This window comes from Bacillus pretiosus, from assembly GCF_052947655.1.
This window is the reverse complement of sequence record NZ_CM129593.1, coordinates 804,762-831,189: the sequence shown is the minus strand read 5'-3', so window position 1 is coordinate 831,189 and position 26,428 is coordinate 804,762. Positions and strand designations below refer to the sequence as shown.

The 26,428-nt window shown below is 35.8% G+C and carries 24 protein-coding genes and 2 pseudogenes; 12 read left to right on the top strand and 14 right to left on the bottom strand.

Annotation, left to right across the window (positions count from 1 at the left end; genetic code table 11):
• Window positions 1–12: 12 nt before the first annotated feature.
• Both ACU8YW_RS04295 and ACU8YW_RS04290 read right to left on the bottom strand, forming a co-directional pair.
• Complete coding sequence (locus tag ACU8YW_RS04295) at window positions 13–792, bottom strand: DUF2935 domain-containing protein (protein WP_097891325.1); 780 nt, start codon at window positions 790–792, stop codon at window positions 13–15.
• 14 nt (window positions 793–806) lie between these two features.
• Window positions 807–1,220, bottom strand: coding sequence for a VOC family protein (locus tag ACU8YW_RS04290; protein WP_097891327.1), 414 nt, complete (start codon window positions 1,218–1,220; stop codon window positions 807–809).
• A gap of 48 nt (window positions 1,221–1,268) precedes the next feature.
• On the opposite strand from ACU8YW_RS04290, the gene ACU8YW_RS04285 reads away from it, so the two are divergent.
• From ACU8YW_RS04285 to brnQ2, 4 genes are all read left to right on the top strand, one after another.
• Window positions 1,269–1,484 (top strand): spore coat associated protein CotJA, encoded by a 216-nt coding sequence (locus ACU8YW_RS04285; protein ID WP_046957262.1) that lies wholly within the window; start codon window positions 1,269–1,271, stop codon window positions 1,482–1,484.
• An 8-nt stretch (window positions 1,485–1,492) separates the two neighbouring features.
• The gene (locus tag ACU8YW_RS04280; RefSeq protein WP_000194492.1) at window positions 1,493–1,756 is read left to right on the top strand and encodes a spore coat protein CotJB; all 264 of its coding nucleotides are present in this window, start codon (window positions 1,493–1,495) and stop codon (window positions 1,754–1,756) included.
• A 12-nt stretch (window positions 1,757–1,768) separates the two neighbouring features.
• Complete coding sequence (cotJC, locus tag ACU8YW_RS04275; RefSeq protein ID WP_000265275.1) at window positions 1,769–2,338, top strand: spore coat protein CotJC; 570 nt, start codon at window positions 1,769–1,771, stop codon at window positions 2,336–2,338.
• A 217-nt stretch (window positions 2,339–2,555) separates the two neighbouring features.
• Window positions 2,556–3,872 carry a branched-chain amino acid transport system II carrier protein BrnQ2 gene (gene brnQ2, locus ACU8YW_RS04270; protein WP_046957263.1) on the top strand — a complete coding sequence of 439 codons (1,317 nt, stop codon included), beginning with the start codon at window positions 2,556–2,558 and terminating at the stop codon, window positions 3,870–3,872.
• A gap of 39 nt (window positions 3,873–3,911) precedes the next feature.
• On the opposite strand, the gene ACU8YW_RS04265 is transcribed toward brnQ2, so the two are convergent.
• The 3 genes and pseudogenes from ACU8YW_RS04265 to ACU8YW_RS04255 all read right to left on the bottom strand — a co-directional run bounded on the left by ACU8YW_RS04265 (window position 3,912) and on the right by ACU8YW_RS04255 (window position 6,960).
• Window positions 3,912–5,834 (bottom strand): FtsX-like permease family protein, encoded by a 1,923-nt coding sequence (locus ACU8YW_RS04265; RefSeq protein ID WP_098133080.1) that lies wholly within the window; start codon window positions 5,832–5,834, stop codon window positions 3,912–3,914.
• Between the two features lie 139 nt (window positions 5,835–5,973).
• Window positions 5,974–6,210 (bottom strand): annotated as a pseudogene (locus tag ACU8YW_RS04260) (peptide ABC transporter permease); the annotation flags it as partial.
• A gap of 15 nt (window positions 6,211–6,225) precedes the next feature.
• Window positions 6,226–6,960: a YwaF family protein gene (locus ACU8YW_RS04255; RefSeq protein ID WP_097891333.1), complete on the bottom strand. Its 735-nt coding sequence runs from the start codon at window positions 6,958–6,960 to the stop codon at window positions 6,226–6,228.
• A 211-nt stretch (window positions 6,961–7,171) separates the two neighbouring features.
• Between ACU8YW_RS04255 and ACU8YW_RS04250 the strand changes: the two genes are divergently transcribed.
• The 4 genes from ACU8YW_RS04250 to entC all read left to right on the top strand — a co-directional run bounded on the left by ACU8YW_RS04250 (window position 7,172) and on the right by entC (window position 12,134).
• A complete protein-coding gene (locus ACU8YW_RS04250) occupies window positions 7,172–8,275 on the top strand; it encodes an efflux RND transporter periplasmic adaptor subunit (protein WP_097891335.1) in 1,104 nt (367 codons plus the stop codon).
• Complete coding sequence (locus ACU8YW_RS04245; protein ID WP_000609098.1) at window positions 8,272–8,946, top strand: ABC transporter ATP-binding protein; 675 nt, start codon at window positions 8,272–8,274, stop codon at window positions 8,944–8,946. The genes ACU8YW_RS04250 and ACU8YW_RS04245 overlap by 4 nt, the downstream gene beginning before the upstream one ends.
• A gap of 2 nt (window positions 8,947–8,948) precedes the next feature.
• Window positions 8,949–10,124 carry an ABC transporter permease gene (locus tag ACU8YW_RS04240; RefSeq protein ID WP_097891337.1) on the top strand — a complete coding sequence of 392 codons (1,176 nt, stop codon included), beginning with the start codon at window positions 8,949–8,951 and terminating at the stop codon, window positions 10,122–10,124.
• A gap of 600 nt (window positions 10,125–10,724) precedes the next feature.
• Window positions 10,725–12,134 carry a cell wall-binding protein EntC gene (gene entC, locus ACU8YW_RS04235; protein ID WP_330939031.1) on the top strand — a complete coding sequence of 470 codons (1,410 nt, stop codon included), beginning with the start codon at window positions 10,725–10,727 and terminating at the stop codon, window positions 12,132–12,134.
• Between the two features lie 100 nt (window positions 12,135–12,234).
• Here the strand turns inward: entC and ACU8YW_RS04230 are convergent.
• From ACU8YW_RS04230 to ACU8YW_RS04195, 8 genes and pseudogenes are all read right to left on the bottom strand, one after another.
• A pseudogene (locus tag ACU8YW_RS04230) lies at window positions 12,235–12,357 on the bottom strand (HEAT repeat domain-containing protein); the annotation flags it as partial.
• Window positions 12,358–12,449: 92 nt separating this feature from the next.
• Window positions 12,450–13,535: a DUF871 domain-containing protein gene (locus tag ACU8YW_RS04225; RefSeq protein WP_087985792.1), complete on the bottom strand. Its 1,086-nt coding sequence runs from the start codon at window positions 13,533–13,535 to the stop codon at window positions 12,450–12,452.
• Window positions 13,525–13,803, bottom strand: coding sequence for a hypothetical protein (locus ACU8YW_RS04220; RefSeq protein WP_000900036.1), 279 nt, complete (start codon window positions 13,801–13,803; stop codon window positions 13,525–13,527). The genes ACU8YW_RS04225 and ACU8YW_RS04220 overlap by 11 nt, the downstream gene beginning before the upstream one ends.
• A complete protein-coding gene (locus tag ACU8YW_RS04215; protein ID WP_002063903.1) occupies window positions 13,779–15,089 on the bottom strand; it encodes a PTS sugar transporter subunit IIC in 1,311 nt (436 codons plus the stop codon). Before ACU8YW_RS04215 ends, ACU8YW_RS04220 begins: the two co-directional genes overlap by 25 nt.
• A 79-nt stretch (window positions 15,090–15,168) precedes the next feature.
• Complete coding sequence (locus ACU8YW_RS04210; protein WP_000275638.1) at window positions 15,169–15,474, bottom strand: PTS sugar transporter subunit IIB; 306 nt, start codon at window positions 15,472–15,474, stop codon at window positions 15,169–15,171.
• 1 nt (window position 15,475) lies between these two features.
• The gene (locus ACU8YW_RS04205) at window positions 15,476–15,796 is read right to left on the bottom strand and encodes a PTS lactose/cellobiose transporter subunit IIA (RefSeq protein ID WP_000131328.1); all 321 of its coding nucleotides are present in this window, start codon (window positions 15,794–15,796) and stop codon (window positions 15,476–15,478) included.
• A gap of 110 nt (window positions 15,797–15,906) precedes the next feature.
• Window positions 15,907–17,847: a BglG family transcription antiterminator gene (locus ACU8YW_RS04200; protein WP_199694979.1), complete on the bottom strand. Its 1,941-nt coding sequence runs from the start codon at window positions 17,845–17,847 to the stop codon at window positions 15,907–15,909.
• A gap of 76 nt (window positions 17,848–17,923) precedes the next feature.
• On the bottom strand, window positions 17,924–19,012 hold the full coding sequence (locus ACU8YW_RS04195; RefSeq protein WP_330938352.1) for a DUF871 domain-containing protein: 1,089 nt from the start codon (window positions 19,010–19,012) through the stop codon (window positions 17,924–17,926).
• A 319-nt stretch (window positions 19,013–19,331) separates the two neighbouring features.
• Between ACU8YW_RS04195 and ACU8YW_RS04190 the strand changes: the two genes are divergently transcribed.
• The 3 genes from ACU8YW_RS04190 to ACU8YW_RS04180 all read left to right on the top strand — a co-directional run bounded on the left by ACU8YW_RS04190 (window position 19,332) and on the right by ACU8YW_RS04180 (window position 23,872).
• The gene (locus tag ACU8YW_RS04190; protein ID WP_097891344.1) at window positions 19,332–20,534 is read left to right on the top strand and encodes an MFS transporter; all 1,203 of its coding nucleotides are present in this window, start codon (window positions 19,332–19,334) and stop codon (window positions 20,532–20,534) included.
• Window positions 20,535–20,716: 182 nt separating this feature from the next.
• Window positions 20,717–21,706 carry an NAD(P)-dependent alcohol dehydrogenase gene (locus ACU8YW_RS04185; protein ID WP_097891346.1) on the top strand — a complete coding sequence of 330 codons (990 nt, stop codon included), beginning with the start codon at window positions 20,717–20,719 and terminating at the stop codon, window positions 21,704–21,706.
• Between the two features lie 510 nt (window positions 21,707–22,216).
• Window positions 22,217–23,872 (top strand): Na/Pi cotransporter family protein, encoded by a 1,656-nt coding sequence (locus ACU8YW_RS04180; protein ID WP_048545730.1) that lies wholly within the window; start codon window positions 22,217–22,219, stop codon window positions 23,870–23,872.
• Between the two features lie 33 nt (window positions 23,873–23,905).
• Here the strand turns inward: ACU8YW_RS04180 and ACU8YW_RS04175 are convergent, their stop codons facing one another.
• Window positions 23,906–24,904: a YhdH/YhfP family quinone oxidoreductase gene (locus tag ACU8YW_RS04175; RefSeq protein ID WP_088062035.1), complete on the bottom strand. Its 999-nt coding sequence runs from the start codon at window positions 24,902–24,904 to the stop codon at window positions 23,906–23,908.
• A gap of 314 nt (window positions 24,905–25,218) precedes the next feature.
• Here ACU8YW_RS04175 and ACU8YW_RS04170 point away from each other — a divergent pair, with 314 nt between their 5' ends.
• The gene (locus ACU8YW_RS04170; RefSeq protein WP_087985803.1) at window positions 25,219–26,427 is read left to right on the top strand and encodes an LCP family protein; all 1,209 of its coding nucleotides are present in this window, start codon (window positions 25,219–25,221) and stop codon (window positions 26,425–26,427) included.
• Window position 26,428 lies beyond the last annotated feature (1 nt).

The window sequence follows — 26,428 nt, the reverse complement described above, 5'->3', positions numbered from 1 at the left end:
ACCTCTTGTTCTTTAAAGCGGATTACATTTCGGCATTTCGAGTCCAGATGATTGAGCTAATTTTAATAAATAATAACATTCCTCTCTTGCCATATGATCTGCCATTCTAGCTGATAGTGCACTTAATACTTCATGCGATAACTCGAGCTCTTCCACTTCATGTAAAAAATGCGAAAATAATTTCAATTCAAGTGAAACATCTTTTGTAAACTTCTTTAATGCTGGAAAATGATGAAGCTCCGTTCGTAAATACCCAGTCATCTCAACTGCCTTTAAGTAAAATTGTTCAAAATGCTTCGTAAATTCTTCGCTTTTCTCTTTTAATCTTTTTTCAACAAGATCTAGCCCACCAGAAATAGAGCCCGCATGACCAGCCGCATCCGTTAACCAAACGAGATGATAATGCAATTCATGAAAAACAGGCGGAACTTCCCCTTTCTTCAAAAACTCTAAAACCGTTATATACTCTTCCACTTCGTTTACCATATGATTAATAAAAGTTGGTGTAAAATGAATAGTAATTTTCCCTTCCAACTGCTTCTGTATAATACTTAATTTAAACGTCCGAATTTCCTTAGCAGCTTGTTCTGCCTCTTTTGAGAATGCCCTCAGATTCACATTCCGAACTTTATTTAACAAATTCGTAAATGTTTCAACAAAGTAAGTAGCTTTTTTTATATCCTCTTTTTCCTTCGGAGCTAATGCATCAAGTAAAAATTGTGCATGATCAGTAAGTACCTTTAGCCAAAATTGATGCTCAAACAACGCACTTTCTTCATAATTTCTCTCCACTAAATCCCCTCCGTTTATTCATCCTTCTCTACCACTTGAAGTTTATATCCATCTGGGTCTTGTACTACAATACTTTTCTCACTTTTGTTTTCTGTATATGCAATTTTATAAAATACTAACCTCTTCTTTACATTCTCTATGTTAGAAATTGAAAACGTTAGAACATCAACTGAGTCCGTAACACTCTTCTCACGCCCGCCCAAACTGCGATTCATAACAAAACTAATTCTCGTTGAATCGGTATCATACCAAACCCCTGTAATATCTAATTGCGGCCTCTCTGAACTAGGTGTTATTCCTAAAATCCCTTCGTAAAAATACAGAGTTTCCTTTAAGTTCTTTACTTCTAACACAATTAAATTCTTTACATTCTCCACATTCATTCCCCCTGTACTTATTACTTTTTTATATGTGTCATAAATGCTCATTATGTCTGAATACAATACGTAGTAATGAACATTTAAGGAGGTTTATTCGTGAATAAATATATGAGATCATTCGTGCCCTATCATAGTCCTCTCGACCCTTGTCCTCCTATCGGAAAAAAATATTATTCTACTCCTCCTAATTTATTTTTAGGCTTTCAACCGCCAAACTTACCACAATTCACGCCAAAAGAAGCGCTACAAAAAGGGACTTTATGGCCTATTTTTTATGACTATTATGAAAATCCTTATAAAAAAGGGCGGTGACTACTGACGTGACTCAATCGCTACCAGAAGAATACTATCAGCTTTTACTGGAGCTTCAAGAACTGGACTTTGTACTAGTTGAACTCACTCTTTATTTAGATACACATCCAGATGACACCGCTGCGATTAATCAATTTAATGATTTTTCCTATAAACGGCGAGTATTAAAACAAAAGATGGAAGAAAAATACGGGCCACTCCAACAGTTTGGAAACAGCTATTCCAATGCTCCTTGGGAATGGAGCAAAGGTCCTTGGCCATGGCAAATATAAAGGAGAGAAACTATGTGGATTTATGAAAAGAAATTACAATACCCAGTTAAAGTGGGAACTTGCAATCCAGCACTTGCAAAATTATTAATTGAGCAATATGGCGGTGCAGATGGCGAGCTAGCTGCTGCACTACGTTACTTAAATCAACGTTATACAATTCCTGATAAAGTCATTGGCCTACTTACTGATATTGGTACAGAAGAATTTGCTCACCTTGAAATGATTGCTACGATGGTTTATAAACTAACGAAAGATGCAACTCCTGAACAAATGAAAGCCGCTGGACTTGATCCTCATTATGTTGATCATGATAGTGCACTTCATTACCATAATGCTGCTGGTGTTCCATTTACTGCAACCTATATACAGGCTAAAGGCGATCCAATTGCCGATCTATACGAGGATATCGCAGCTGAAGAAAAAGCACGCGCAACATATCAATGGCTCATTAACTTATCAGATGATCCAGATATAAATGACAGCCTACGCTTCTTACGTGAACGAGAAATTGTCCATTCACAACGTTTCCGAGAAGCAGTTGAAATTTTAAAAGAAGAACGTGATAAAAAAATATTTTTTTAAAACACGTATCCTAGTGATATGTGTTTTTTTACGTTAAAAGTTAAATCCTTCCTATTAAAGATATAAATAGTATATTTATTCGATTTAATGTATTATTTTTTAATATTTTCAAAATTCCCTATTGCTTTCTAGTCATCAGACCTTTAAAATAGTAACAGTTACTCGACAAATTATTTGAATTTTCGACAAAAATACTCATTAGGAGGATTTTCTTTATATGCGTACAACTTTAAAACCAGCGCAAATACTTTCGATTAGTTTATTACTATTCGCAGTTTTCTTCGGTGCTGGTAATATGATTTTTCCGCCCCTTCTCGGTCTTTCTTCCGGAGAAAATATGTGGGTCTCCATTACAGGATTTATTATTACAGACGTCGGTTTATCTTTACTAGCTATCGTCGCTGTTGCCCTTGCCGGTGGTAGTTTTAACACTTTAGCAAGCCGTGTTCATCCAAAATTCGCAGCAATATTCGCTATCATTATTTATCTTTCAATCGGCCCACTATTTGTTATTCCACGAACTGGATCTGTATCTTACGAAATTGGGATTGCACCACTTTTCCCGGACCAATGGTACTCTATGTTAATCTTTAGTGCGATTTTCTTTACAGTCGTTTACTTCTTATCATTAAATCCATCAAAATTAGTAGATCATATTGGAAAAATACTAACGCCAATTTTACTTGGAATTATTGCAATTATGGCAACAAAAGCGATTCTTTCACCAGGAACGTTTACAGAACCTATTGGTGACTATAAAGAAATTCCATTTTTCAAAGGATTTCTTGAAGGATTTTTAACGTTAGATGCAATCGGTGCTCTCGTATTATCAACAATTGTTGTAAATGCAATTCGCCAAAACGGTATACAAGAGAAGAAATCAATTGCGAAATATACAATCATTTGCGGAAGCATTGCAGCCTTATTCTTAACAATTGTTTATTTCTTACTTGGTTATATCGGCGCTTCAAACGGCAACTTAGGACAATTCGAGAACGGTGGTCAACTATTAGCTACTGTTATGTACCAATTCTTTGGGACGAGCGGTAATGTTTTATTAAGCATCGCCATTATTTTCGCTTGTTTAACGACAGCCATTGGTGTTGTAAGTGCATTCGCCAACTATTTTGCAACAGTATTAACAAATGTTTCTTACAAAAAGCTCGTACTATACGTTTGTATTTTTAGCTTCGTGATTTCAAACTTAGGATTAAGTTTATTAATCAAAATTACATTACCTGTATTAATTATTTTATATCCAATTACAATCATTTTAATTTTCGTATCATTTCTTGATAAATATACGAAACGTAAACCTTCTGTCTACATCGGAGCAATGATCGCAGCATTCATTATTAGCTGTATTCATGCACTGGATAATGTGGGAATGATACCAAGTTTTATCGCTAATATCGTACACACCATTCCTTTTTATAACTTAGGAATTGGTTGGATTATTCCAGCAATCATTGGTGGTATAATCGGATACTATATTCCTCAAACAGAAGCTGAAGGTGAAGTTTCTACAAAATAAAGAAAAGAAGCAAGCATGAAATCCATGCTTGCTCCTTTTTTATTTTCTATCGCTACATACAATATTTGTGTACGAACGGACCGTTAACGTATAGTAACCAAAGTAAATGATTATATACACACCTATACTGCCTAGTAAAGGAAGGCTATATTCAAACATTCCTGTAAAGCCCATCAAACTTAAAAATGCAAAGAATGTATGACAAATCGCAAGAAGTAATGGTACTAAAAATATTGCGCCTACTTGCTTTCTTACAGACTCTGTTGCTTCCTTTTTCGTTAGTCCAATTTTCTTTAACATTCCGTACGCTGGTCGCTCTGCCATCGCTTCTGTTATTTGTTTAAAGTATAAAATACAACCCGTTGCCAAAATAAAGACAATCCCTAAAAATATACTAGCAAATAATAATACTGCACCATCTTGCAGTTCAGATTGGCTCGCCTCTTCAAATGATTGGAATTTCACTTCTTTAGGAATGATTGTCCCTAGCTCTTTCGTTAGCTCTCTATTACCGTTTCCTTCAACGATAAATCCGCTAACTGTTGAAACATCCTTTCCTTGCTGCAACTTATTAAATAGCGAATCTCGAACAACAAGCCCCACTGGTGCAAGTTTCGCACTAACAACTGTTTCTTCGCGGTGATCAACGATTGTTAAACCACTCTTCATCCCTTCAAAGGACACATTACTTCCTTCAAGCGAATTCTTTTCGATGTTATATGATTTATATGGATCTAATAAAATAACTTCCTTTTCAGAACCGAGAATAACTTGTTTATTGCCTAACATAGAAGCTGATTTATTATAATCTGTCACTTTTATAACTTGTACATTACCATTACCTATTAAATACCCTGTTAATATTTGTTTTCCATCTATCTTCCCTTGCATAGACAGCATAGCTACAGACGTTTCATGTTTGATTGCTAACTCATGCTTTTGAATTTCTTCTCTAACTTTCTTATCTAATCCTTTTCCAGTTGTTACATATTCATAACTAACTGGATTCATTAATGCCGCTGTCTTCTGCGCTCCATAATACATACTAGAACTAATTCCAATCGTACATAATGTTACCGCACTTAATAAAGATAATAGCGCCAGCATCTTTACGTTCCCTTTTATTCTAAAGAACAATGAAGAAATCGATAAAATGTTCGTTCCATTCCAATATTTCGTTTTATCTCCCTTTATTTTATGGAGTGATTTCACTGTATATTGCTCAAATAGTAAAAACGTACCTTTTACAATACAACCAAAAATCAGTAGACCTGTAATAAAAATGGCTCCAAATCCAAAGATTTGTGTGAGTAGCGCAATAATATAACCTGTAATTAATAAAACAATTGCTCGCTTTGCCTTCTTACTTGAATCCGTAGGTGCCTCTTCTTTCTGATTTTCACCATATAGTAATTCAACTAAACGATGCTCATAAATTAACTTTTTACTTTTCCATGATGCAATAAAGAAAATTGCGCCTATCGTTATAAGAACTTCTACTATAGATAAAAATGAAATCGTAAATGTAAAAGTAAACGCACTTCCCATTAACTTCACAAGAAGCCCTGCGCACATATTCGCTATAAATAAACCAGCAAGAATACCTAACACACTTGCCGCACCACCAACTAATAACGTTTCATAAAAGAGTAACTTCGCAATTTCTTCTTTACGGATACCTAATAAACTGTATAGCGCAATTTCTTTTTTCTTCTTTCGTAAAAAGAAGCTATTACAATAAAAAATAAATATCGTTAAAAAGATAATTAACAATATTTGTGCAAACGTAAATGTCGTTTCCACTTTATCCGACTCTTTTAAAAGAGCTACTACACTTTCATTTCGTTTAATCGATACGAATGTAAAATAAATAATAATGCTGCCTACTAATGAAATAAAGTATAGAAAATAATCTTTCATATTTCGTTTTATACTACGTTTTGATACTTCTAAAAAATCCATCGTACATCTTCACCCGCTCTCGCATTTCTCTATACATGAAGTGTATACGAAATTGTATTTCTCCCCTATCGATTTTCATTACATCTCTCTTACGATATTGTAATATAGCAAAATAAAAGAACCTAGTTTCCTAGGTTCTTCACATCGTATGTTTAAAAGTAAATAACTCTTCTTTTGACTGCACAGCAGATTGTTCCTCTTCTATAGCGTCCTTCTTTATCTCTCCCCCTAACCTTACTTTCATCATCGCCTCTTCTATACTTTTTACAATCATATTTCCTGAAAAAATAGTAAGTCCAAAAAATGTAATGGGAACGAGAGGAATCCATGGATTCACTGTTAATGATCTAAAATAGACTCCAATTAAACCTGACCATAAAAAATCACTAGGTTATGATCCTAGTGATTCTTTATGCGCATGCCCTTCTCTTTTCGCAAACGGCATATACAAAATAAAACATCCAATAAGCGCTGCAAGCTCTAATGAAATAATATAGTAAGGGTGTGGTCCTAACATATCAAGTAATGAAGCAGTTTCTGGCTTACGAGCTAAAAACATATAATTGCCACCTGTTTTGTAGTTCACAAAAGAAACGATTGGAATTATTATGTTTAAAAATATCATCGTACGCTTAATTGATTGCAAGGTCGGTCTATATCCTTCTACCCACGTCATAAAGAGTGGTGCCCAAATGAGTAATACATGTGCAACGAAGAATTCTATAAAGCGAAAATGCGGAAAAGCATATTGCACGTTCGGCGTTAAAATAGCTTGTGATGCACCGATAATCCCTGTAAAAAATACAATCTCATATATGCGGTAACTTTTCGTTACAATCATAATCGATGCTAACAATAAACTAATCGTACATAGCTCAAATGGTAATGAAGTGCCTAGTTCAAAAATCCCCGCTTTCCATTCCCACATATGGAGCCCAATTTCACTCCCAACAAATAAAAATGCAATCGCATATCGAACCGTTATATTCCACTCATTTTGACGCAATAAATCTTGGTATTGATATAGAAAAAATATCCCCACCAACATAATAAATAATATAAGGACATGTTGCCTTGAGTATGGAATAAATGGTTTTAATGGATGCGCACTAAAATAAGCTTCCATCTTGCCTCCTCCTCTCTTTCATACAATATTATTGTTAGAAAGAAACGACGAGTCAATTCATTTGCTCACACTTGGACAAGCTCTACCTTACATTTACATATTCATACCTTACAAAACTGTAAGGTTATTGTAAGCTAAAACGATTTGTCAGATTCTTCACCTCTTCTATACTTAATGTAGATACTAAAACGAACGAAAAGGTGATAAATAGATGAAGAAGAAAAATAAAGTGTTAATTACTAGTGTAGTAGCAATCGGTATTGCAGCTGGATCATATTTTGCATTTGCTGGCGGTAGTTCAGAAGTAGCAATGGCATATAGCGGATATAAAGTAACAGAAAAACAAATTGAAAACGCGCAAAAATTTGGCGGTGAAGTCATTCCAAACGGCATCGAAACAATTTCATTTGATCCAACAAAAGGTACGTATGAATTAGCTGTTAAAAAAGGCGATGAAGTTAAGAAAGGGCAGCTTCTGTTTAAATATAATGACCCTACTGCGAAACAAGGTGTAACGGAAGCAGAAATGCAAAAGAAAATCGCACAAAAAGAAGTAACATTGTTCCAAAAACAAATTGATACAGCGAAACAAAAATTACAAAAAGATAAAAATGCAGGCCTTCCTGCTGAAGCATTAAAAGCATCAGAAATCGAAGTACAACAATTAGAATCACAAATTGAAATGAAAAAGTTTGAAGTTGAAAAATCTGATGAAATGATTAAAGCAGCAAAAGAGAAAGTAAATACACTTTCTGTAACGAGCCCTACTGATGGCGTAATTGATGATATCGTAAAAACTGCTGATGAAAAAACAGGTATGAGCGGCATTACACTTCGCCACGCTGGGCCATTTAAAGTAAAAGGTCAACTTTCTGAATATGAGCTTGCTAGTATGAAAGTCGGGCAAGAAGTAACTGTTTCCTCAAAAACTGTCGCTGGTAAGACTTGGACAGGAAAAGTAACAGAAATCGGTTCTACACCATTAAAGAGCATGGATGAAAACAAAACAGTTTCTAACTATCAATTCACTGTCACATTAGATAATAGTGAAGAATTACAAAACGGCTTCCACGTTTACGTAACAAGTAAATCTGGCGAAGCAACTGGTACGATTGTTCCGAAAAGCAGCATCGTGAAAAAAGGTGACAAAAATATTGTCTTCGTTGTAAAAGACGGTAAAGCGAAAGAACAAGCTGTTACTGTTGAATTCGAGACTGATAGCGAAGCAAAAGTTTCTGGAGTGAAAAAAGGAGAGCAAATTATCTCTAAACCTGAAAAAGACTTAAAAGATGGTATGGAGGTCGTCGCCCGATGATTAACTTAAAAGGCATCACGAAATCTTTCCAAAATGGTGCAGAATCCGTTCAAATATTACACGGCATTGACGTAACACTGAACCAGGGAGAATTCACTTCTATTATGGGACCATCTGGTTCTGGTAAATCAACATTAATGAACATTATCGGCTGCTTAGATAAACCAACGACAGGTGCGTATGAACTAGCTGGTCAAAATATTTCAAACATGTCTGAGACAGAACTTGCACGCGTTCGTAATAAAGAGATTGGGTTCGTATTCCAAAACTTCATGTTATTACCGAGACTTACAGCACTTCAAAATGTAGAGCTACCTCTTATTTACGCTGGAGTCGATAAAAAAGAAAGACGCGAGCGCTCATTAGCCGCTTTAACAAAAGTAGGTTTAGCTGATCGTGCTACTCACCTACCGAACGAATTATCAGGTGGACAAAAACAGCGTGTCGCAGTCGCACGTGCAATCGTAAATAATCCAAAGTTCATTTTAGCCGATGAACCGACAGGAGCACTTGATACGAAAACAAGTACACAAATTATGGATCTCTTTTACGAATTAAACAAACAAGGCTCAACAATCATTATGATTACCCATGATCGTGAAATTGGGGAAGCTGCAGCAAGGCAAATTGTAATTCGTGACGGAAACATCGTCCAAGATTGGAGAGGTTAATTTTGAACACGAGTGAAAATATACGCATGGCCCTTTCCTCTATCTTTGCCCACAAAATGCGTTCCATCTTAACAATGCTAGGAATTATTATCGGTATTAGTGCCATTATTACTATCATTTCAATGGGTGATGGTACAAATGCAAAGTTTAAAGAAGAGCTAGGCCAAGGAAAAGATAATGAAATAACGATTTACTACAACAACCCTGATTATGGAACAGATAGTGCCAAAATCACACCTGATATGCTAAACCGTCTTCAAACCGTACCAGGCATTAAAGATGTGTATCCAGATGTAAGTATGAAAGTAAAAGCATCTGCTGGTTCAAAAGATGTCTCTCTTGATTTAAAAGGTGGAACAGGCGCCTTTATGACAGATTCGAAAATAAAATTAGTTCACGGTCGTGAATTAAACGACAGCGAATTAAACCAGGCAATCCCTGCTGTTATATTAAATGAAGAAGCTTTCAACAAATTATTTAGTGGTTGGGAATCAAATCAATACACAGATATAAAAGGAAAGCCGTATAAAATAGTCGGTGTATACGAAACGAAAAACGAATTTGGAATGGCTATGCCTGAAGGTTACACATCACTGGAAAACGCACCTGTCATTTCAGGAGTAAATGAGTATGACTCTGTAAGATTAACGATGACCTCTCCAACAGAACGTAAAAGTGTAGAAAAACAAGCCGTTTCTGTTTTAAACGAAATGAAAGCTCCGAAATTTGAGCACAAATTCGAAGCACAAGACTTAGGTGAATTTACGAAGCAATTAGACGAATCCATCGGTATGATGAAAATGGTATTCGGTGGTATTGCCGCTATCTCCTTACTTGTTGGTGGTATCGGTGTAATGAATATTATGCTTGTATCTGTAACAGAACGTACACGTGAGATTGGTATTCGTAAAGCACTTGGTGCAACGCGCGGTAAAGTATTAACACAATTCTTAATTGAATCTTGTATTTTAACAGGACTCGGTGGTTTCATCGGATTCATGCTCGGTATCTTCTTCGCTTGGATCGTCTCAATCTTTGCCGGATGGCCACTCGTTGTCTCAAAAGAACTTGGACTTCTTGCAGTAGGTATCTCCATGTTAATCGGTATTATATTCGGTCTACTACCAGCTAACAAAGCTGCAAAACTGGATCCAATTGAATGTTTACGATATGAATAAACAAAAGCGTAGGAGTTTACACTCCTACGCTTTTTATTTATCCCGCTTTAATGGGCAGTAAGACCCCCACCTCAAAATTCAGCGAAAGCAAAGAATTTAGGTGGGGGTCGGGCTGCCCATTAAAGCCCGATTGGTTCAACTAATAATCAGTGGGGGAGGAAGAATCCTCCCCACTGATTAAAGTTTCACTTTATCTATTAAATCGTGTTTCTTCTATTATATATGTTTCACGTTATAAACACCTTTCATTATTTTAGCTTACTAAAGCTATTATAGAATCCTATTATTGCAAAAATAATATGTAACAGACTAAAATCAAGGCGTAATTTTTTCCATAACTCGACTTATTTTGTAACAATTATAGCGATATTTTATCGATTTTCACCTCATTTATATTTCTCCACAACCAAAATAGTTATTTTTACATAACTACTTTCCTGTCCTAACAGCAAAACACGCCGTTTTTGTAACGATTACGAAACATTTTCGTAACGTTTAAGAAACATTGTTAACCGATTAGAAATTGAAATACTCCCCTTTTTATGTATTGCATGCTCTAACCTCCCCTATAAACTATAAGAAAGCGCTTTTAGGATATTACTGGAATTATTACAGAATATTAATGACCCGTTACGAAACCTTTGTAATTTTATGTTTTCCGCAAATAAGAAAATAATGGTTGCTATAATGAGGTCAACGAAAACAAATGCAATGGAGGCTATTATGAAAAAATTTATGGGTATAGCAACAGCAGCGGTTTTTGGTCTTGGGATTTTCACAACATCTGCTAAAGCAGAAACAATCGTAACGACTGATGTACTAAATGTACGAGAAAACCCAACTACTGAATCAAAAGTTGTAGGAAAATTATTAGATGGATATAAAGTTAACGTTTTACATACAGAAAACGGATGGTCAAAAGTGAAATTAAACAGCGGTAAAGAAGCTTTCATTAGCGCTGACTATACTAAAGACACTTACTACGTAACAGCAAACGTATTAAACGTACGTGCTGGTGCAAACACAGACTCAGAAATTCTTGGTAAATTGAAACAAGATGATGTAATTGAAACAACACACCAAGTACAAAACGACTGGATCCAATTTGAATATAACGGCAAAACAGCTTATGTTCATGTTCCTTACTTAACTGGTAAAGCACCAGTTAAAGTTCAACCAGTAGTTAAAGCTGAAAAAACAACTAAAGTTCAAGATACAGCTAAAGCAGTGGAAGCAACTAAAGCTCGTGAAGTAGCTGAAACGCAAGCTAAAGCTAAGGCGGAGGAAGCAACTAAAGCTCGTGAAGCAGCTGAAGCTCAAGCAGAAGCTAAGGCTCAAGAGGCAGCTAAAGCTCGTGAAGCAGCTAAAGCCGGGGCAGAAGCTAAAGCTCAGGCAGCAGCTGAAGCTCAAGCAGAAGCTAAGGTTCAAGAAGCAGCTAAAGCTCGTGAAGCAGCTAAAGCTCAAGAAGCAGCTGAAGCTCAAGCAGAAGCTAAGGCTCAAGAAGCAGCTAAAGCTCGTGAAGCAGCTAAGGCTCAAGAAGCAGCTGAAGCTCGTGAAGCGGCTAAGGCTCAAGAAGCAGCTGAAGCTCGTGAAGCGGCTAAAGCTCAAGAGGCAGCTAAAGCTCGTGAAGCGGCTAAAGCTCAAAAACCTGCTACACAACAACCTGTTGCAAAAGAAACTGAAACAAGTGCACCATCATCTTCTCGTGAACTACGCGTTGTAGCAACAGCTTACACAGCAGATCCACTTGAAAATGGTTATAAAGCAGGCGACCAAGTAAAATCAGCTTTAGGTCACAACTTAACAGCTAACCCAAACATGAAACTAATTGCAGTTGATCCAAGTGTCATTCCATTAGGTTCAAAAGTATGGGTTGAAGGTTACGGAGTAGCAATCGCTGGTGATACTGGTGGAGCTATTAAAGGAAATAAAATCGACGTTTTAATGCCTGATAAAGGTACATCTAGTAACTGGGGACGTAAAACAGTTACAGTTAAAGTATTAAACTAGTTCGTATAAAAAGAGTCAGTCTCATTGAGGCTGACTCTTTTTTTGATTCTCACATTCTAACTTTCTCTTGAAAGTAACTAATATGATCCCGAAGCAACTTTCACTCTGACATAAATAAGTTCCCTCGGTTTTTATATACTTTATCAAACGCCTTTAAAACTTCTTCATGATTAACAAACTTATGTAAAAAACGAAGAGCGCTGACAATCTCCTTCTCTCCCGTCCAAATTAAATCTATCTCTTTGCATTCTATATACGATAGATTACTATTTCAACAAAAAAAGAGGATGCCATAGCATCCTCTCCTGCCCTTCCCTATTCCACACAAGTAAACTGCGTCCAAGCTCCTACATAATCTAGTAAGAATAACTCTTCTTCTGCAATTGTACCGACAATATTTTTCCGTTCATCTATCGGCATTTCTTTTAGAATGATTTGTAGTTCACCTTTATACTTACCAAACGAGTTGTTACCAATTACAACTTGCCCTCTTTCCTGTAATACACTTTCGCGCACTGGGAAGTCATAGTCTTTGTACTTTTTACGCACTTCTGTAGAACGTACCATATACTCTGTTATGTCACCGCGCCTTACATGTAATTCTTGCAGCGTGGCTCTCTTTTCTACTTCAGTCGCTTCGTCTACAAAGTGTACTTTCAGCTGTAACATGTAACGATTTAAGTTTCCTAGTTTCTCTAACTCTTCTTCACTCGCGTAAGCATTTCCAATAATAACGTCATCAATAAGCCCTGTCGCCCATAAATGTTTCGCTTGTACTTCAATCGGTAAGTTACGATGCTCTTCTAACGTACATAATCCGTCATTAATATCCCATGGACCGATGTTAGCTGCATGTGACGTAATAAACGCTGCCGTGCGAATGCCATGCTTTTTAAAGCGTTCACTACAGCGAATGAAATAATCATACGGAAGACCAGTGAATTTTTGCGGATAAAAGTTATGACAGCCAATTAAAGCTGGCTTATTCGCCTGATGCGAAAGAATATTTTCTAAGTATGCAATATCATTACTTACGTTTAGTTCAATTTTTAAGCCGTACGGATTATTCGTCATTTTTGCTTCTGTTAATCCGTCAAAACCTAAATCTAAACGAATACCGTCTGCACCTAACTCTGCAAAGAATGACAGATCGCTATAGCTAATACTAAGTTGATCGAATACTGCCGGAGCTACATCTAAAATAACTTCCATATTGTTATCTTTTGCATGATTAATAATTTCTTTAAATTCAGCTACAATTTCTTCTTTCGGACGATTCACAGATAATAGACATGTGAATATTCTTGAAAAACCGTGGCGTGCCGCTGCCGAAATGTATGCCATATCTTGTTCTTTCGTTGAATGCTCTGGATAAAGTGAAATTCCTAATTTACGCTCCATGCTTTTGCATCTCCTTCACACGTTGTATTAATGCCATGCTCGTAAATCTATATTTTGCAGATAAACATGTTGCACATAAAATCGTTGGTACAATGATTACGTACGGTGATTGTAACCCTAACATTACATAGGCACCCATTGAACTACCGATAAATACAATTGATACGAGTAGTAACACTAATAAAGATTTACTTTGTACCCATTTTGAGTAATGTGCAATACACTGCCCCGCTACGAATGTAATTAAGATGATAATTGCTCCGAGCATTCTGTTTTCTCCTCTCCTGCTAATTGTTGTTTCTCATACATTTTGAAGAATGGGTAGTAAATAACGAATGAGATAACAAAGTTAATAAGTACAAGTACACCAGCCATAATTGTCCAGTCTGTACTAATAATCGCTGCAATTGGTGCTAACATCGTAAATGGCAGTTTCGCCATCATGAGCGGAATCATGCCTGAAACAACTGCGAAATATGATACTGTCGTTGTAACTAACGGTGTTATAACGAATGGAATAATTAAGATTGGGTTCATTACAATTGGTGCCCCGAAAATAATCGGTTCGTTAATATTGAATAAACCTGGCACGAATGATAATCTACCTAACTCTTTTAGGAATTTAGATTTAGAGAACATAAACATAATAACTAAAGCTAATGTTGAGCCTGATCCACCGATCCATACAAACCATTGAATAAATTGCTCTGTAAATAAGTTTGGTAATTGATGTGCATTTCCTGTAGCTGTGAATACTTCCATATTTTCAAGAATTGCTGAATCCCACATCGGACGAATGATTGGTCCTAAAATCGCTGGGCCATGTATACCGAATGACCAGAAGAACACGATTAAGAATACTGTTAATAAACCGCCGAATAAATTATTTCCTACTAATACTGATTTTAGTGGTGCGATTAAATATGTGATTGTTGTATTCACATCGAATTTTAAACCGTAACGAATACCCCAGAATAAAAGAATAACGACTAAAGTTGGAATTAATGCTGCAAACGAGTTTGCAACTGCTGGTGGTACACTATCTGGTAATTTAATCGAGATATTATGCTTAATCATAAAGTGATAAATTTCTACTGCAATTAAAGCTGTAACAATTGCGCCGAATAAAGACGTTGCACTTAATGTTCCTACTGAAATATATCTTCCCGCATCAATAACACCTGGTACAGCTTTCGTAATTTGAATTGGTTCAACTGATGCTAGTAAAAAGGCGAGTACAGATAACAACCCTGCACTTAACTGATTGAGCTGATAAAAGTTTGCGAGTGAAGCTCCTACCCCAAATGCTGCGTATAACGCCATTAAACCTACTGTAAACCGGAATGGAATATCTAAAATATGGCGAAATGGTGCAATCCATTCCATATATGCATCAATTGGTAAATTTAAAAAGATAACGAAAAATGATCCGACAATCGTTAACGGCAATGTAGAAATAACTCCGTTTCGAATTGCTAATAAATGTCGTTGTCCTGCAATCTTTTGCGTTGTTGGCATAATCTTTTGTTCCATAAAACTCATAAAACCATTCATCAATACCCCTCCTCTTTCTCTTTACTACGTAAGAATAAAAAGTTATAACATTATAATGTTTATATTTAAAAAAATATAATTATGCTAAAACTAATTGTTCTGCTTGTTTCAGTACTTTTAAACCGTCACACATGCCATAATCTCTTTGTTCTATTATTGCAACTGGTATATCGTATGACTTCGCAAGAAACTGTACCGCCGGAAACAAATACTTCACTTGTGGTCCGATTAAAACAACATCAGCATTTTTTATTTCCAGTTTCACAAGTTCTGAATCAACTGCTTTAATTTTATAATCCTTCCCTTGTTTCTTTGCCTCTTCTTGCATTTTTCTTACGACCATACTCGTTGACATGCCTGCTGCACAACATAATAAAATGTACATCTTATACCGTCACTTTCTCTTCCACTCGTTTATGAAGAGTAATAAATTCTTCAGCAAGTTCTTTCACTGTAATTGCATTCATTAAATGATCTTGTGCATGCACTAACAGTAAACTGATTTCTGCATGATTTCCTCTTGCTTCTTCTTGAATTAAGTCTGTTTGAATGCGATGAGCTGCTGAAATCTCTTCACTAGCAAGTGTCATCTTTTCACTAGCATTCTCAAAATCTCCTTGTCTTGCAAAAGCAATTGCTTCAAGCGCTGCGCTTCTCGCATTGCCACCATGTAAAATTAACGCAAATGGAGTTTGCATATCAGTCATTTTAAATTCCCCCAAGCTATCTTTTTTCTATATTGTTATCTTATTATGAAAACGCATACAATTAAACATAAAAAACTTCCGTTGTGTAACGGAAGTTTTTATATACTTTTTCAAAACGATAGTAAAATCTCTTGAAATTCTTCAATCATTCCAGCCTGAGTTAATTTTTCTATCGTATGCTGACTAGACATAATATCATATAAAAAATCATAAAGCTTTTGTAAATCTTCATTATTATTGCGCTTTACACTAAATAAAATAATAACTTGTACTTTCTTATCTCCCCAGTCAACCGCTTTATTAAGTGTACAAAACAGCAAAAATGTATTCTCACTTAATAACTGCATCGGATGTGGAATTGCAACTAAATTCCCAACGGCTGTAGGAGATGTATTCTCTCTTTCCATAACAGAATCATAAAAGTTTTCTGGTACATAGTTTTTCTCAGCGGCTTTCTCACATAAAAATTGGATAACCTCTTCTTTCGTAGAAGCGCTATGATTTAAAAAGATCAAATCTTCCTTTATATACTGCTGTACACTAGTATTCACATGCGTAAACAACTGCTGACCGATGGATTTAATTTCTTTATCATCAAATATTGAGTTCACTTTTATAACTGGAACAGGCAAACCACTCGGTATATGAATCGTACTAATAATACAATCTATTTTATCTTTATAAAGGTCTTCCACTTTCAATTGATAATAACCTGTAATCCCTACAATCTCTAATTTATCTCGGAACTGTGATAAAATTTTATATTTCAATAGCTGGGCGCTTCCTTGACCAGTCGCACAAACTAGTAAACATCTTTTCTTTTGATTCTGTTCCTGTAAACGACTCATCGCTCCGCCAAAGTGAATCGCAATATAACCAATTTCACTTTCCGGAATCGATTCTCCCGTATATTCACCAATTATATCTCCTACGAGAACCGCAATTTCAAAAGCATACGGATAATTCTTTTTCACTTCTGCCAATAGAGGATTTCTTGTATTTAACTTATACTTCAAACGGTTTAATAACGTTTTTAAATGAACACCAAAACCAAATAATAATTCTTCATCATAATAAAAAATAAGATTCCGTTCTTCCGCTACTTTAAAAAGAATATGTTGCATAAATGCATATAGATCTTTCCCTAATAGTTCTTCCACATTTTCATAACGATCTCTCGCTGTAACAGCAGTACTCAATAAATGCATCGTCACATATAAAACTTCTTCTTCTGGAAATGAAAGATGCAACTCTTTCTCTAAATCCCCTACAATCTCTTTCGCAATTGTATATTCTTTCTTTATTATGAGTTCTGATTGCTCCGCATTCAGTCCTTTCATATAATGTTGATCTTCACAACGCCTTATTGCAATTGCAATATGAATGACTAAATTATCAATTTCTATATCTGATAAATATATCGTTCCTCCCTCGATATACTTTAAGATAACCGAACGGATAAGCGGTATATGAGGTAACGATAAATATGTATCCCTCTGCTCAAACTGCTCATGAAACGGAGTATGATCATAGCGCGGTAAACCATATTGTGATAAACAAGACCGAATATGAAACTCCTCTCCCACAATACGTATACCATAATACGGTCTCTTTTCAATTTGTAATTGATAGCGACCACATATATCTGTCACATCTTTCATAATTAAATTTACAGTCGATTTACTCACATAAATCTCCTCTGCTAACTGTGAAAGCTTTACATATCCCTCTGTCGTTACAATACGTTGCAGGATGTACGCTATCCTTTCTTCATAAGAAGTCGGGATCTTTTCAGTCTGTTTTTGAAATAGACCCACGCAAAACTCTTCAAACTTCTTCGTTTGTATAATTTCCAGTTCGTATCCAGTCCCTCTTTGCGATTCAATTTTCGCTCCGTTTTCTTCCAATATATCATTTAATAATTTTATATCTTTTTGAATCGTCTTCGTTGATACATGTAAACGGCTCGCTAAAAAAGCTCGATTTAACATCGATTTCTCTTCTAAAAACTCCTCTAAAATAGAAATTAATCGCTGATGCACTTTTGTCATAGCTCTTCCTCTCACAATTTATATATAAAAAGGAAAAAGCTGCTGAGGTCAGTAGTTTTTTCCTTTTTCATTTTATCTATTTCTTTAATGTAAATCCGAATTTATCCCACGCTTGTAAATAATCTAATAAGAAAATTTCTTCTTCCACAATTTGGCCAACTACATTTGTTTTTCCTGTATTCACCATATCTTTTAAAGCAATTTGTAATTCACCTTTGTATTGACCATACTGTTCATTATCAATTAAAAGATCACCGCGTTTAATTTCGCGTGTATTATGCGGTTTGAACTCTTCTTTCTTATATTTCACACGACTTTGTGTCGAACGAATCATATATTCAGATACATCTCCGCGGTAAAAATGAGGCTCGTCTAATACGATAATTTTTTCTAGTTCTGTTGTTGTATCATATAATCCTATATCAAATGTTTGTTTCTCTTTATTTAATGCACCTAGTGCTTGTAATTCTTCTTCTGATGCATACGCGTTCGCAATAATAACATCATCAATTAATTCTGTCGCAAATAAATGCTTCGCTTGTGTTGTCATCGGTAATTCACGATGCTGCTCTAACGTACATAAGCCTTCTGTTACTGGCCAAGGTCCGTACGTTGCATCAAAGGATGAAATAAACGCAGCCGTTCTCATACCGTAATCTTTAAATTGTTTCGAGCATTTAATGAAATGATCGTATGATAATCCTGAATAACGATGCGGATAAAAATTATGGCAACCAATTAAATTTTCACGGTTTGGTCTATGGCTCATAATGTTATCTACATATTTCGTACCGTTACTCATATTAATTTCAATTTTTAAGCCGTATGGATTGTAAGTCATAATCGATTCTTCTAAACCAGAGAATCCAACATCTAAACGAATGCCGTACGCTCCCAACTCATGGAAGAACGATAAATCATTATATGAAATACCTAATTGTGTAAAAACAGACGGACTAATATCAACTAATACTTGGAACCCTAATGCATTTGCATGAGAGATCGTTTCTTTAAACTCTTCTATAATTTTCTCTTTTTCTCCATCTACAGACAATAAGCATGTGAATACACGATTAAATCCGTATTTACTTGCTAATGTTAAATATTCCTTATCTTTCTCTACTGTTGAATGTTCTGGATAAATAGAAATACCTAATCGTCTCATATGTACACGCCTCTTTCTTCATTGTTTTGTAAACCTTTTCAAATATATGTAGTGAAAAAGTATATTTCCCCTTCTCATTCACTACTTTTTGAATCCGCTTTCTTTAAAGAAAAACCAATTTCTATCATTCATAACAACTACAAGTCTATACATCTATACTTTACATCTTTTTTTCAGAGTTGTGTAGCTTTTACACAAATTTGTCAGTTTTTTCACCGCAAAAATTGTTATACGTTTTCAAGGCACCTTCCTTGACTGTTACATTGACCAATACATATACTCGAAAGAAAAGAGAAAATTTTATATAGGGGATGAATATATGGGAGAAGCAATACTCGTAAAACGAGAATCGTTATGGACGAAAGAGTTTGTCGCTTTAATTTTTGCAAACTTATGTATGTTTTTAGGGTTTCAAATGTTAATTCCTACTTTACCTGTTTATGTGAAAGAAATTGGCGGCACAAGTTCTAATATCGGATTTGTTGTAGGCATGTTTACCGTGGCGGCACTTTTTGTTCGACCACTGACTGGAAACGCCTTGCAAAAATTCAACAAAAAAATCATTTTAATGATCGGTACTGCTATTTGTTTACTCGCTATGGGTAGTTATCTTTTCGCTTCAACCGTCTTCCTATTGCTTGCCGTGCGAATTTTACACGGAGCTGGCTTTGGTATTACAACGACTACATATGGAACTGTCGTTTCAGATTTAATTCCGCAAGCTCGTCGCGGCGAAGGCATGGGATATTTCGGTCTTTCTGGAACGATTGCAATGGCGCTCGGTCCACTTATCGGACTTTGGCTCATGCAAACATATAACTTCACGATTCTTTTTTTATGTGCACTTTCATGTACAATTGTTTCATTAATATTAACGAAACTACTTCAAATCAAAAAATCGCCGCAACCACCACAGCAAACATCTGGTACTTTTCTCGATGGATTTATTGAGCGCAAAGCTTTACTTCCTTCATTATTAATATTATGTATTACATTAATGTACGGCGGAATCGGGAGCTTTATTACATTATTTGCTACGGAAGTCGGAATTGCTGATATAAGCCTCTTCTTCTTATTTAATGCACTTGCAATCGCTGTCACTCGTCCGTTTTCTGGAAAGTTATACGATGCGAAAGGTCATGCATTCGTTATTATTCCAGGGGTTATCATTACGTTTACAGGTATTATTTTATTGTCGTATACAACTACAATTCCGAGTTTAATTATTGCAGCAGCATGCTACGGAAGTGGTTTTGGAGCGATTCAACCTGCACTACAAGCATGGATGATCGACCGAGTAGCACCACACCGACGAGGAGTCGCAACAGCTACATTCTTCTCAGCATTTGACCTCGGTATTGGCGCTGGCGCAATTATATTTGGATTCATTGCACACTTTACCAACTATGCAACTGTATATCGATATTCCTCTCTATTACTTATCGCTTTTCTTTTCATTTACATCACAAGCTTACGGAAGCAAAAACAAGGGGATAAAACAAAAGAAAAAGCCGTTGGGTAATGCTAATGGGTTCTTTTTCGAAGTACTTGGACCAAAAAATCATGTATACACATTTGTAAAAAGCAGTGGATTCCTAAAAAATCACACTGCTTTTTGCATTGTATTGAAGAGTGAACCGCTGTTCTATTTATTCATGTTGTTCGTATGATATTAACATATAGAACGAATTGGAGGAAATATTAATGAAAGCAATAGTATATACAGAATACGGTCTCCCCGACGTTCTTCAACTGAAAGAGATAGAAAAACCTGCTCCTAAGGACAATGAAATACTAGTAAAAATAAAAGCGACAACCGTAACAGCAGGAGATATTCGCTCACGAAGTTTTACGGTTCCCTCTTCTGTTTGGCTACCCGCTCGAATCGCACTTGGCTTTAAGCAACCGAAAAAACAAATACTTGGAATGGAATTGGCTGGTGAAGTTGAATCAGTAGGAAAAGACGTCACACGATTTAAAAAAGGAGACCAAGTTTTTGCAGCTACCCAAGTAAATTTTGGTTCTTATGCTGAGTATATTTGTCTACCTGAAGTTGGAGCAGTGTGCATGAAGCCCTCCAATATATCCTATGAAGAAGCCGCAGCCATCCCAATTGGAGCACGTACAGCTTTGTTTTTCCTTAGGAAAGCTAACGTTCAAAGCGGTCAAAACATTCTTATTTACGGAGCTTCTGGAAGTGTCGGAAGTTATGCAGTACAAATTTCCAAGTATTTCGGCGCAACAGTTACAGGTGTGTGCAGTAGCTCCAATTTAGAATTGGTCAAATCTCTAGGAGCTGACGAAGTAATTGATTACACCACAAAAAATTTTTCTACTACAGACGAAACTTATGATGTTATCTTTGAAGCGGTAAACAGGAGCTCCTTTTCAGAGTGTATTAAAATGTTAAAGGAAGATGGTACCTATATAAATATTGTTGAACCGTTACCAAGTGCTCAAATGTTCTGGACTAAATTGACAAGTCGCGTGAAACTCATATTAAGTCAAAACGCACCTGAAACTTCCGAAGCATTAAATTTCCTTAAAGAACTTGTTGAGGACGGTAAAATAAAAGTGGTCATTGATAGGCAATACACTTTTGAGGAAATTATTGAAGCTCACATATATGTTGAAAAAGGACATAAGAGGGGAAATGTCGTCATAACTATGGAGCATGATGACGATTCTAAATAAAGAAAAAACACTTTGCATAATTGTTAAAATGCAAGGCACCGAAAGTTTTTAACATAAAAAGGCAGAGCAAATTCATATGCGAATTGCTCTTTTTTATTGTTGCGAGCATCTCAAAAGAAAACAGTTTAAAATAATTTAATCGTTTTTTACTTTCATTAAATAAATCCATTTCAAACCTCCCCCGTTTCCCTACATATTTTTCTAACTTTAATCAAAAAATATGCAAAGAACCATCATCATAACAAAATAAAATTCCAATCCGCATACCCAGTTGGGTAGTTTCCCTTCACCTATTTTTACTATCAATAAATAGTGTGACAAATGTGACTTCTTTACAAACCGATTAGATATATCATCTAAAAAACCAATTAAATCCAGGTGTTTCTTTAAAGGTTTGTAAACTTTTTATCACTTTGTAAATTTAGTGTAAATTTTACTGATAAACCGTTTACAGTGCCTCAAGGTTTAGTTAATAATTACATCGTACATGAAATTTAAGGAGTGGAATGCGTGGAATACAATATTCAAGATATGATCTTCCAGTTCATTGGTGGATTAGGTATTTTCTTATTCGGTATTAAATACATGGGCGATGGACTGCAACAAGCAGCTGGAGATCGTCTTCGCGATATTTTAGATCGCTTTACAACAAACCCACTTATGGGTGTGCTAGCAGGTATGTTAGTTACTGTATTAATCCAATCAAGTTCAGGAACAACCGCTTTAACAGTCGGACTTGTAAGTGCCGGATTTATGACATTAAGACAAGCAATCGGTGTTATTATGGGTGCGAACATCGGTACGACAGTTACTGCATTTATTATCGGAATTAAAATCGGAGAATACGCTCTCCCAGTTATGGCAGTTGGAGCAATTTTGCTATTCTTCTTTAAAAATAAAAAAGTACATTCTGTAGGTCAAGTTGTATTTGGTTTTGGTATGTTATTCTTCGGTTTAGAATTAATGAGCGCAGGTATGAAACCTCTTCGTTCTTTAGAGGCATTCCAAGAGTTAATGGTTAGCATGAGTGACAATCCAATTTTAGGAATTATTGTCGGTACAGTGTTCACTTTAATTGTACAAAGCTCAAGCGCAACAATCGGTATTTTACAAGAACTATTCGGTCAAGGTGCTATTGATTTACAAGCTGCTCTTCCTGTATTATTCGGTGATAATATCGGTACGACAATTACAGCAGTATTAGCAGCAATCGGTACTTCAATTGCTGCAAGACGTGCAGCATTAGTTCACGTTATCTTTAATATTATCGGTACCCTTATCTTTACGATTATATTAATACCATTTACAAGTTTAATTCAATATTTCCAAACGTCATTAAATTTAAATCCAGAAATGACAATTGCATTTGCACACGGAACATTTAACGTAACGAATACAATTATTCAGTTCCCATTCATTGCAGTATTAGCATGGATCGTAACAAAAATCATTCGTGGTGAAGATTCATCTATTAACTTCAAACCGCAACATTTAAACCCAATCTTTATTGAGCAATCTCCAGCTATTGCTTTAACAGAAGCTCAAAAAGAAATCATCCGTATGGCTGAGTTTTCATTACACGGATTAAAAGAAGCGAATCAATTTTTAAATACACAAGACAAAAAACACGCTGATATGGCTACTCAATTAGAAGGAGCTATTAACAATTTAGATAAAAAAATTATCGAGTATTTAGTTTTACTATCAGAAAAACCACTTTCACCTACAGACTCTGAAAAGCATTCGGTGCTAGCAGGTGTCGTTGGAGATATTGAACGTGTCGGTGATCATGTAGAAAACCTTGTAGAACTTGTAGATTTCCAAATTTCACATCGTGTTTCACTATCAGACGAAGCACTAGCTGAATTAAATGAAATGCTTGAGTTAACAATTTCAACATTACAAGATGCAATCAATGCTTTAACTAACTTCGACACTGAACTAGCTCAAACGGTTATTGCAAAAGAACGTAAAATTGACCAAATGGAACGTGTTCTTCGTAAACGTCACGTATTACGTCTGAATGAACGTAGCTGTTCAGGTGATGCAAGTATCATCTACGTTGATATGGTAAGTAACTTAGAGCGTATCGGTGATCACGCTGTAAATATCGCTGATGGTGTTTTAGGTGAACAAGGTAAAATCAATTTAAAACAATCATTATAATAAAAAAGAGACGCTTAAGTTAGCGTCTCTTTTTTATTTCATATTTACAACCGTTCTTCCTTTTAACTTTCCTTGCAATATAAGTGTAAACCTTTCATCTAACTCTTCCAATGTACATTCTTCTGTATAAGATAGTAACTCATTATTTTCCCATTCACTTGCTAAGAGCGTCCACACATTTCTTCTCACATCCACTGGGCATTGCACAGAATCTATTCCTAAAAGACTTATACCTCGCAAAATAAACGGATATACCGTTGTTTGTAACTCCTGCCCTGCCACATTACCGCATGTCGTTACACAACCACCATACTTTACCGTTTTTAAAGCGGTTTCTAGCATATGTCCACCTACAGTATCGATAACCCCGGCGTATATCCCTTTTAACATTGGTCTTCCTGATTCATCATTCAACTCCGTACGATGAATCACTTGTTTCGCTCCTAGACGTAGTAGCATCTCTTCCTCTTCCATTTTCCCTGTCGCTCCTACTACGTTAAATCCTAGCTTACTTAAAATACTAACAGCTACACTCCCTACGCCGCCTGTGGCACCCGTTACTAAAACATCTCCCATACTAGGCGTTATGCCTGCTCCAATAAGCTTATATACTGATAAAGCAGCTGTAAAACCTGCTGTCCCGTACATCATACTTTCCTTTAATGACATTCCCTCTGGTAAAGGGGTGATCCAAGATGCTGGCACGCGAATATATTCTCCGAAACCACCAGAAGTATTCATACCTAAATCATATCCCGTTACAATGACTTGATCTCCTACCTTAATGGTTTCCCCTTCACTACTCACAACTTCTCCTGCTGCATCAATTCCTGGCGTATGAGGATATGTTCTCGTAACACCTTTATTACCCGTGGCTGAAAGCGCATCTTTATAATTTAATGAAGAATAGTGAACCTGTATTAATACGTCCCCCTCAGGTAAACTACTTACTTCTCTCTCTACAATGTTTCTTACAAACTGCTTACTTTCTGTTTCGTTCACAACGATTGCTCGGAATGATGTATGATTCACTATGCCCGCTCCTTTATCCGTAAAATTCTTCTTTATTATATAGAAGAAACCAGTAAACCTACTCATTTCTTCTTGGCTATATTTCAACAAATCTTACTTCTCTATCACTTTCTCACAATACATGTTTTCATTTCCACTAAAACAACTTATACTTATTCTACATCTGAAAAATAAAATATAGAAAATCTGACTTTTTATAAATATATTGAATTTTTACGAAATGTAAATGATTTGTAATGTCTTTTTTCGTCAAATTTCATTATAATAAGTGGATGTGAGTGTCGTATTTCAATCCAAATGAAGGAGTACAGGAAATGGAGCAAAACCCATCTTTGCAAGAAAATACACGCAGTAAACCGAAAAAAAGTAGGAAAAAAACAAAAATTATTATAAGCGTTATTCTATTCTTTTTAATAATAGGTGGCGGTTATACTTGGTTTTTAGTAAATAAAGCATCTTCTGCTGTTCGAAATGCCGCACACGATTTAGCGCGCGGTGATAAATCTGATTTACGTGATAAAGCTGTAAAACCTATCACAAATAACGTCTCCGTCTTAATCATGGGTGTTGATGAAAGCGATGTCCGCGGGAAAGAATATGGAGAAGCTATAAGAACGGATGCACTACTACTTGCAACGTTTAATAAAGATAGCAAAACTGTAAAACTATTAAGTATTCCACGAGATACATATACTTATATCCCAGTGGAAAAGAAAAAAGATAAAATTACACACGCTCATGCATACGGTTCTACTAAAAACGGAAAAGATGGTGGACCCCAAGCAAGCATTGATGCAGTTGAAAAATTAATGAATGTTCCCGTTGATTACTTTGTAAAGTTTAACTTCAAGTCATTTATGAAAATTGTCGACGATTTAGGTGGTATTGAAGTCGATGTACCAGTTGAATTTACTGAACAAGATAGTAATGATACTGCTGATGCGATTCATCTGAAGAAAGGTGTTCAAAAGCTAAATAGTGAAGAAGCTCTTGCCCTTGCTAGAACGCGCCACATCGATAGTGATGCAATGCGTGGACAACGCCAACAGCTCGTTATTGAAGCTATTTTAAAGAAACTAACAAGCGTTGGATCTGTAACAAAAGTTGGTAACATCATTGATGATATTAACGGCCAATTCGTTACGAACTTAACATTCGATGATATGCTTTCATTCTATAAGTACGGATCGGATTCGGAAATTGAGAAATTACAAATTCAAGGTGAAGACTGCTATATGGAAAAAGGTGACGATACATGTAGCAAATCTGCTGGCGGCGGCCGAACATATTACTACAATCCAGATAAAAAAGAATTAGCAAATGTAACAAACGGGCTTCGCGCTCACCTTGGATTACCTGCATATACAAAAACAGACTCTGATTCGAAGAAAACAAGCACAGAGAAAACAAAAGAATCTAAGTCTGAAAATTCAAGTGAACGCGAATCAAGTAACAATGAAGTGAAAAATAAGAATAAAAATAGCAGTGAAGATACAGAAACATCGTCTAACGACAATGAATAAA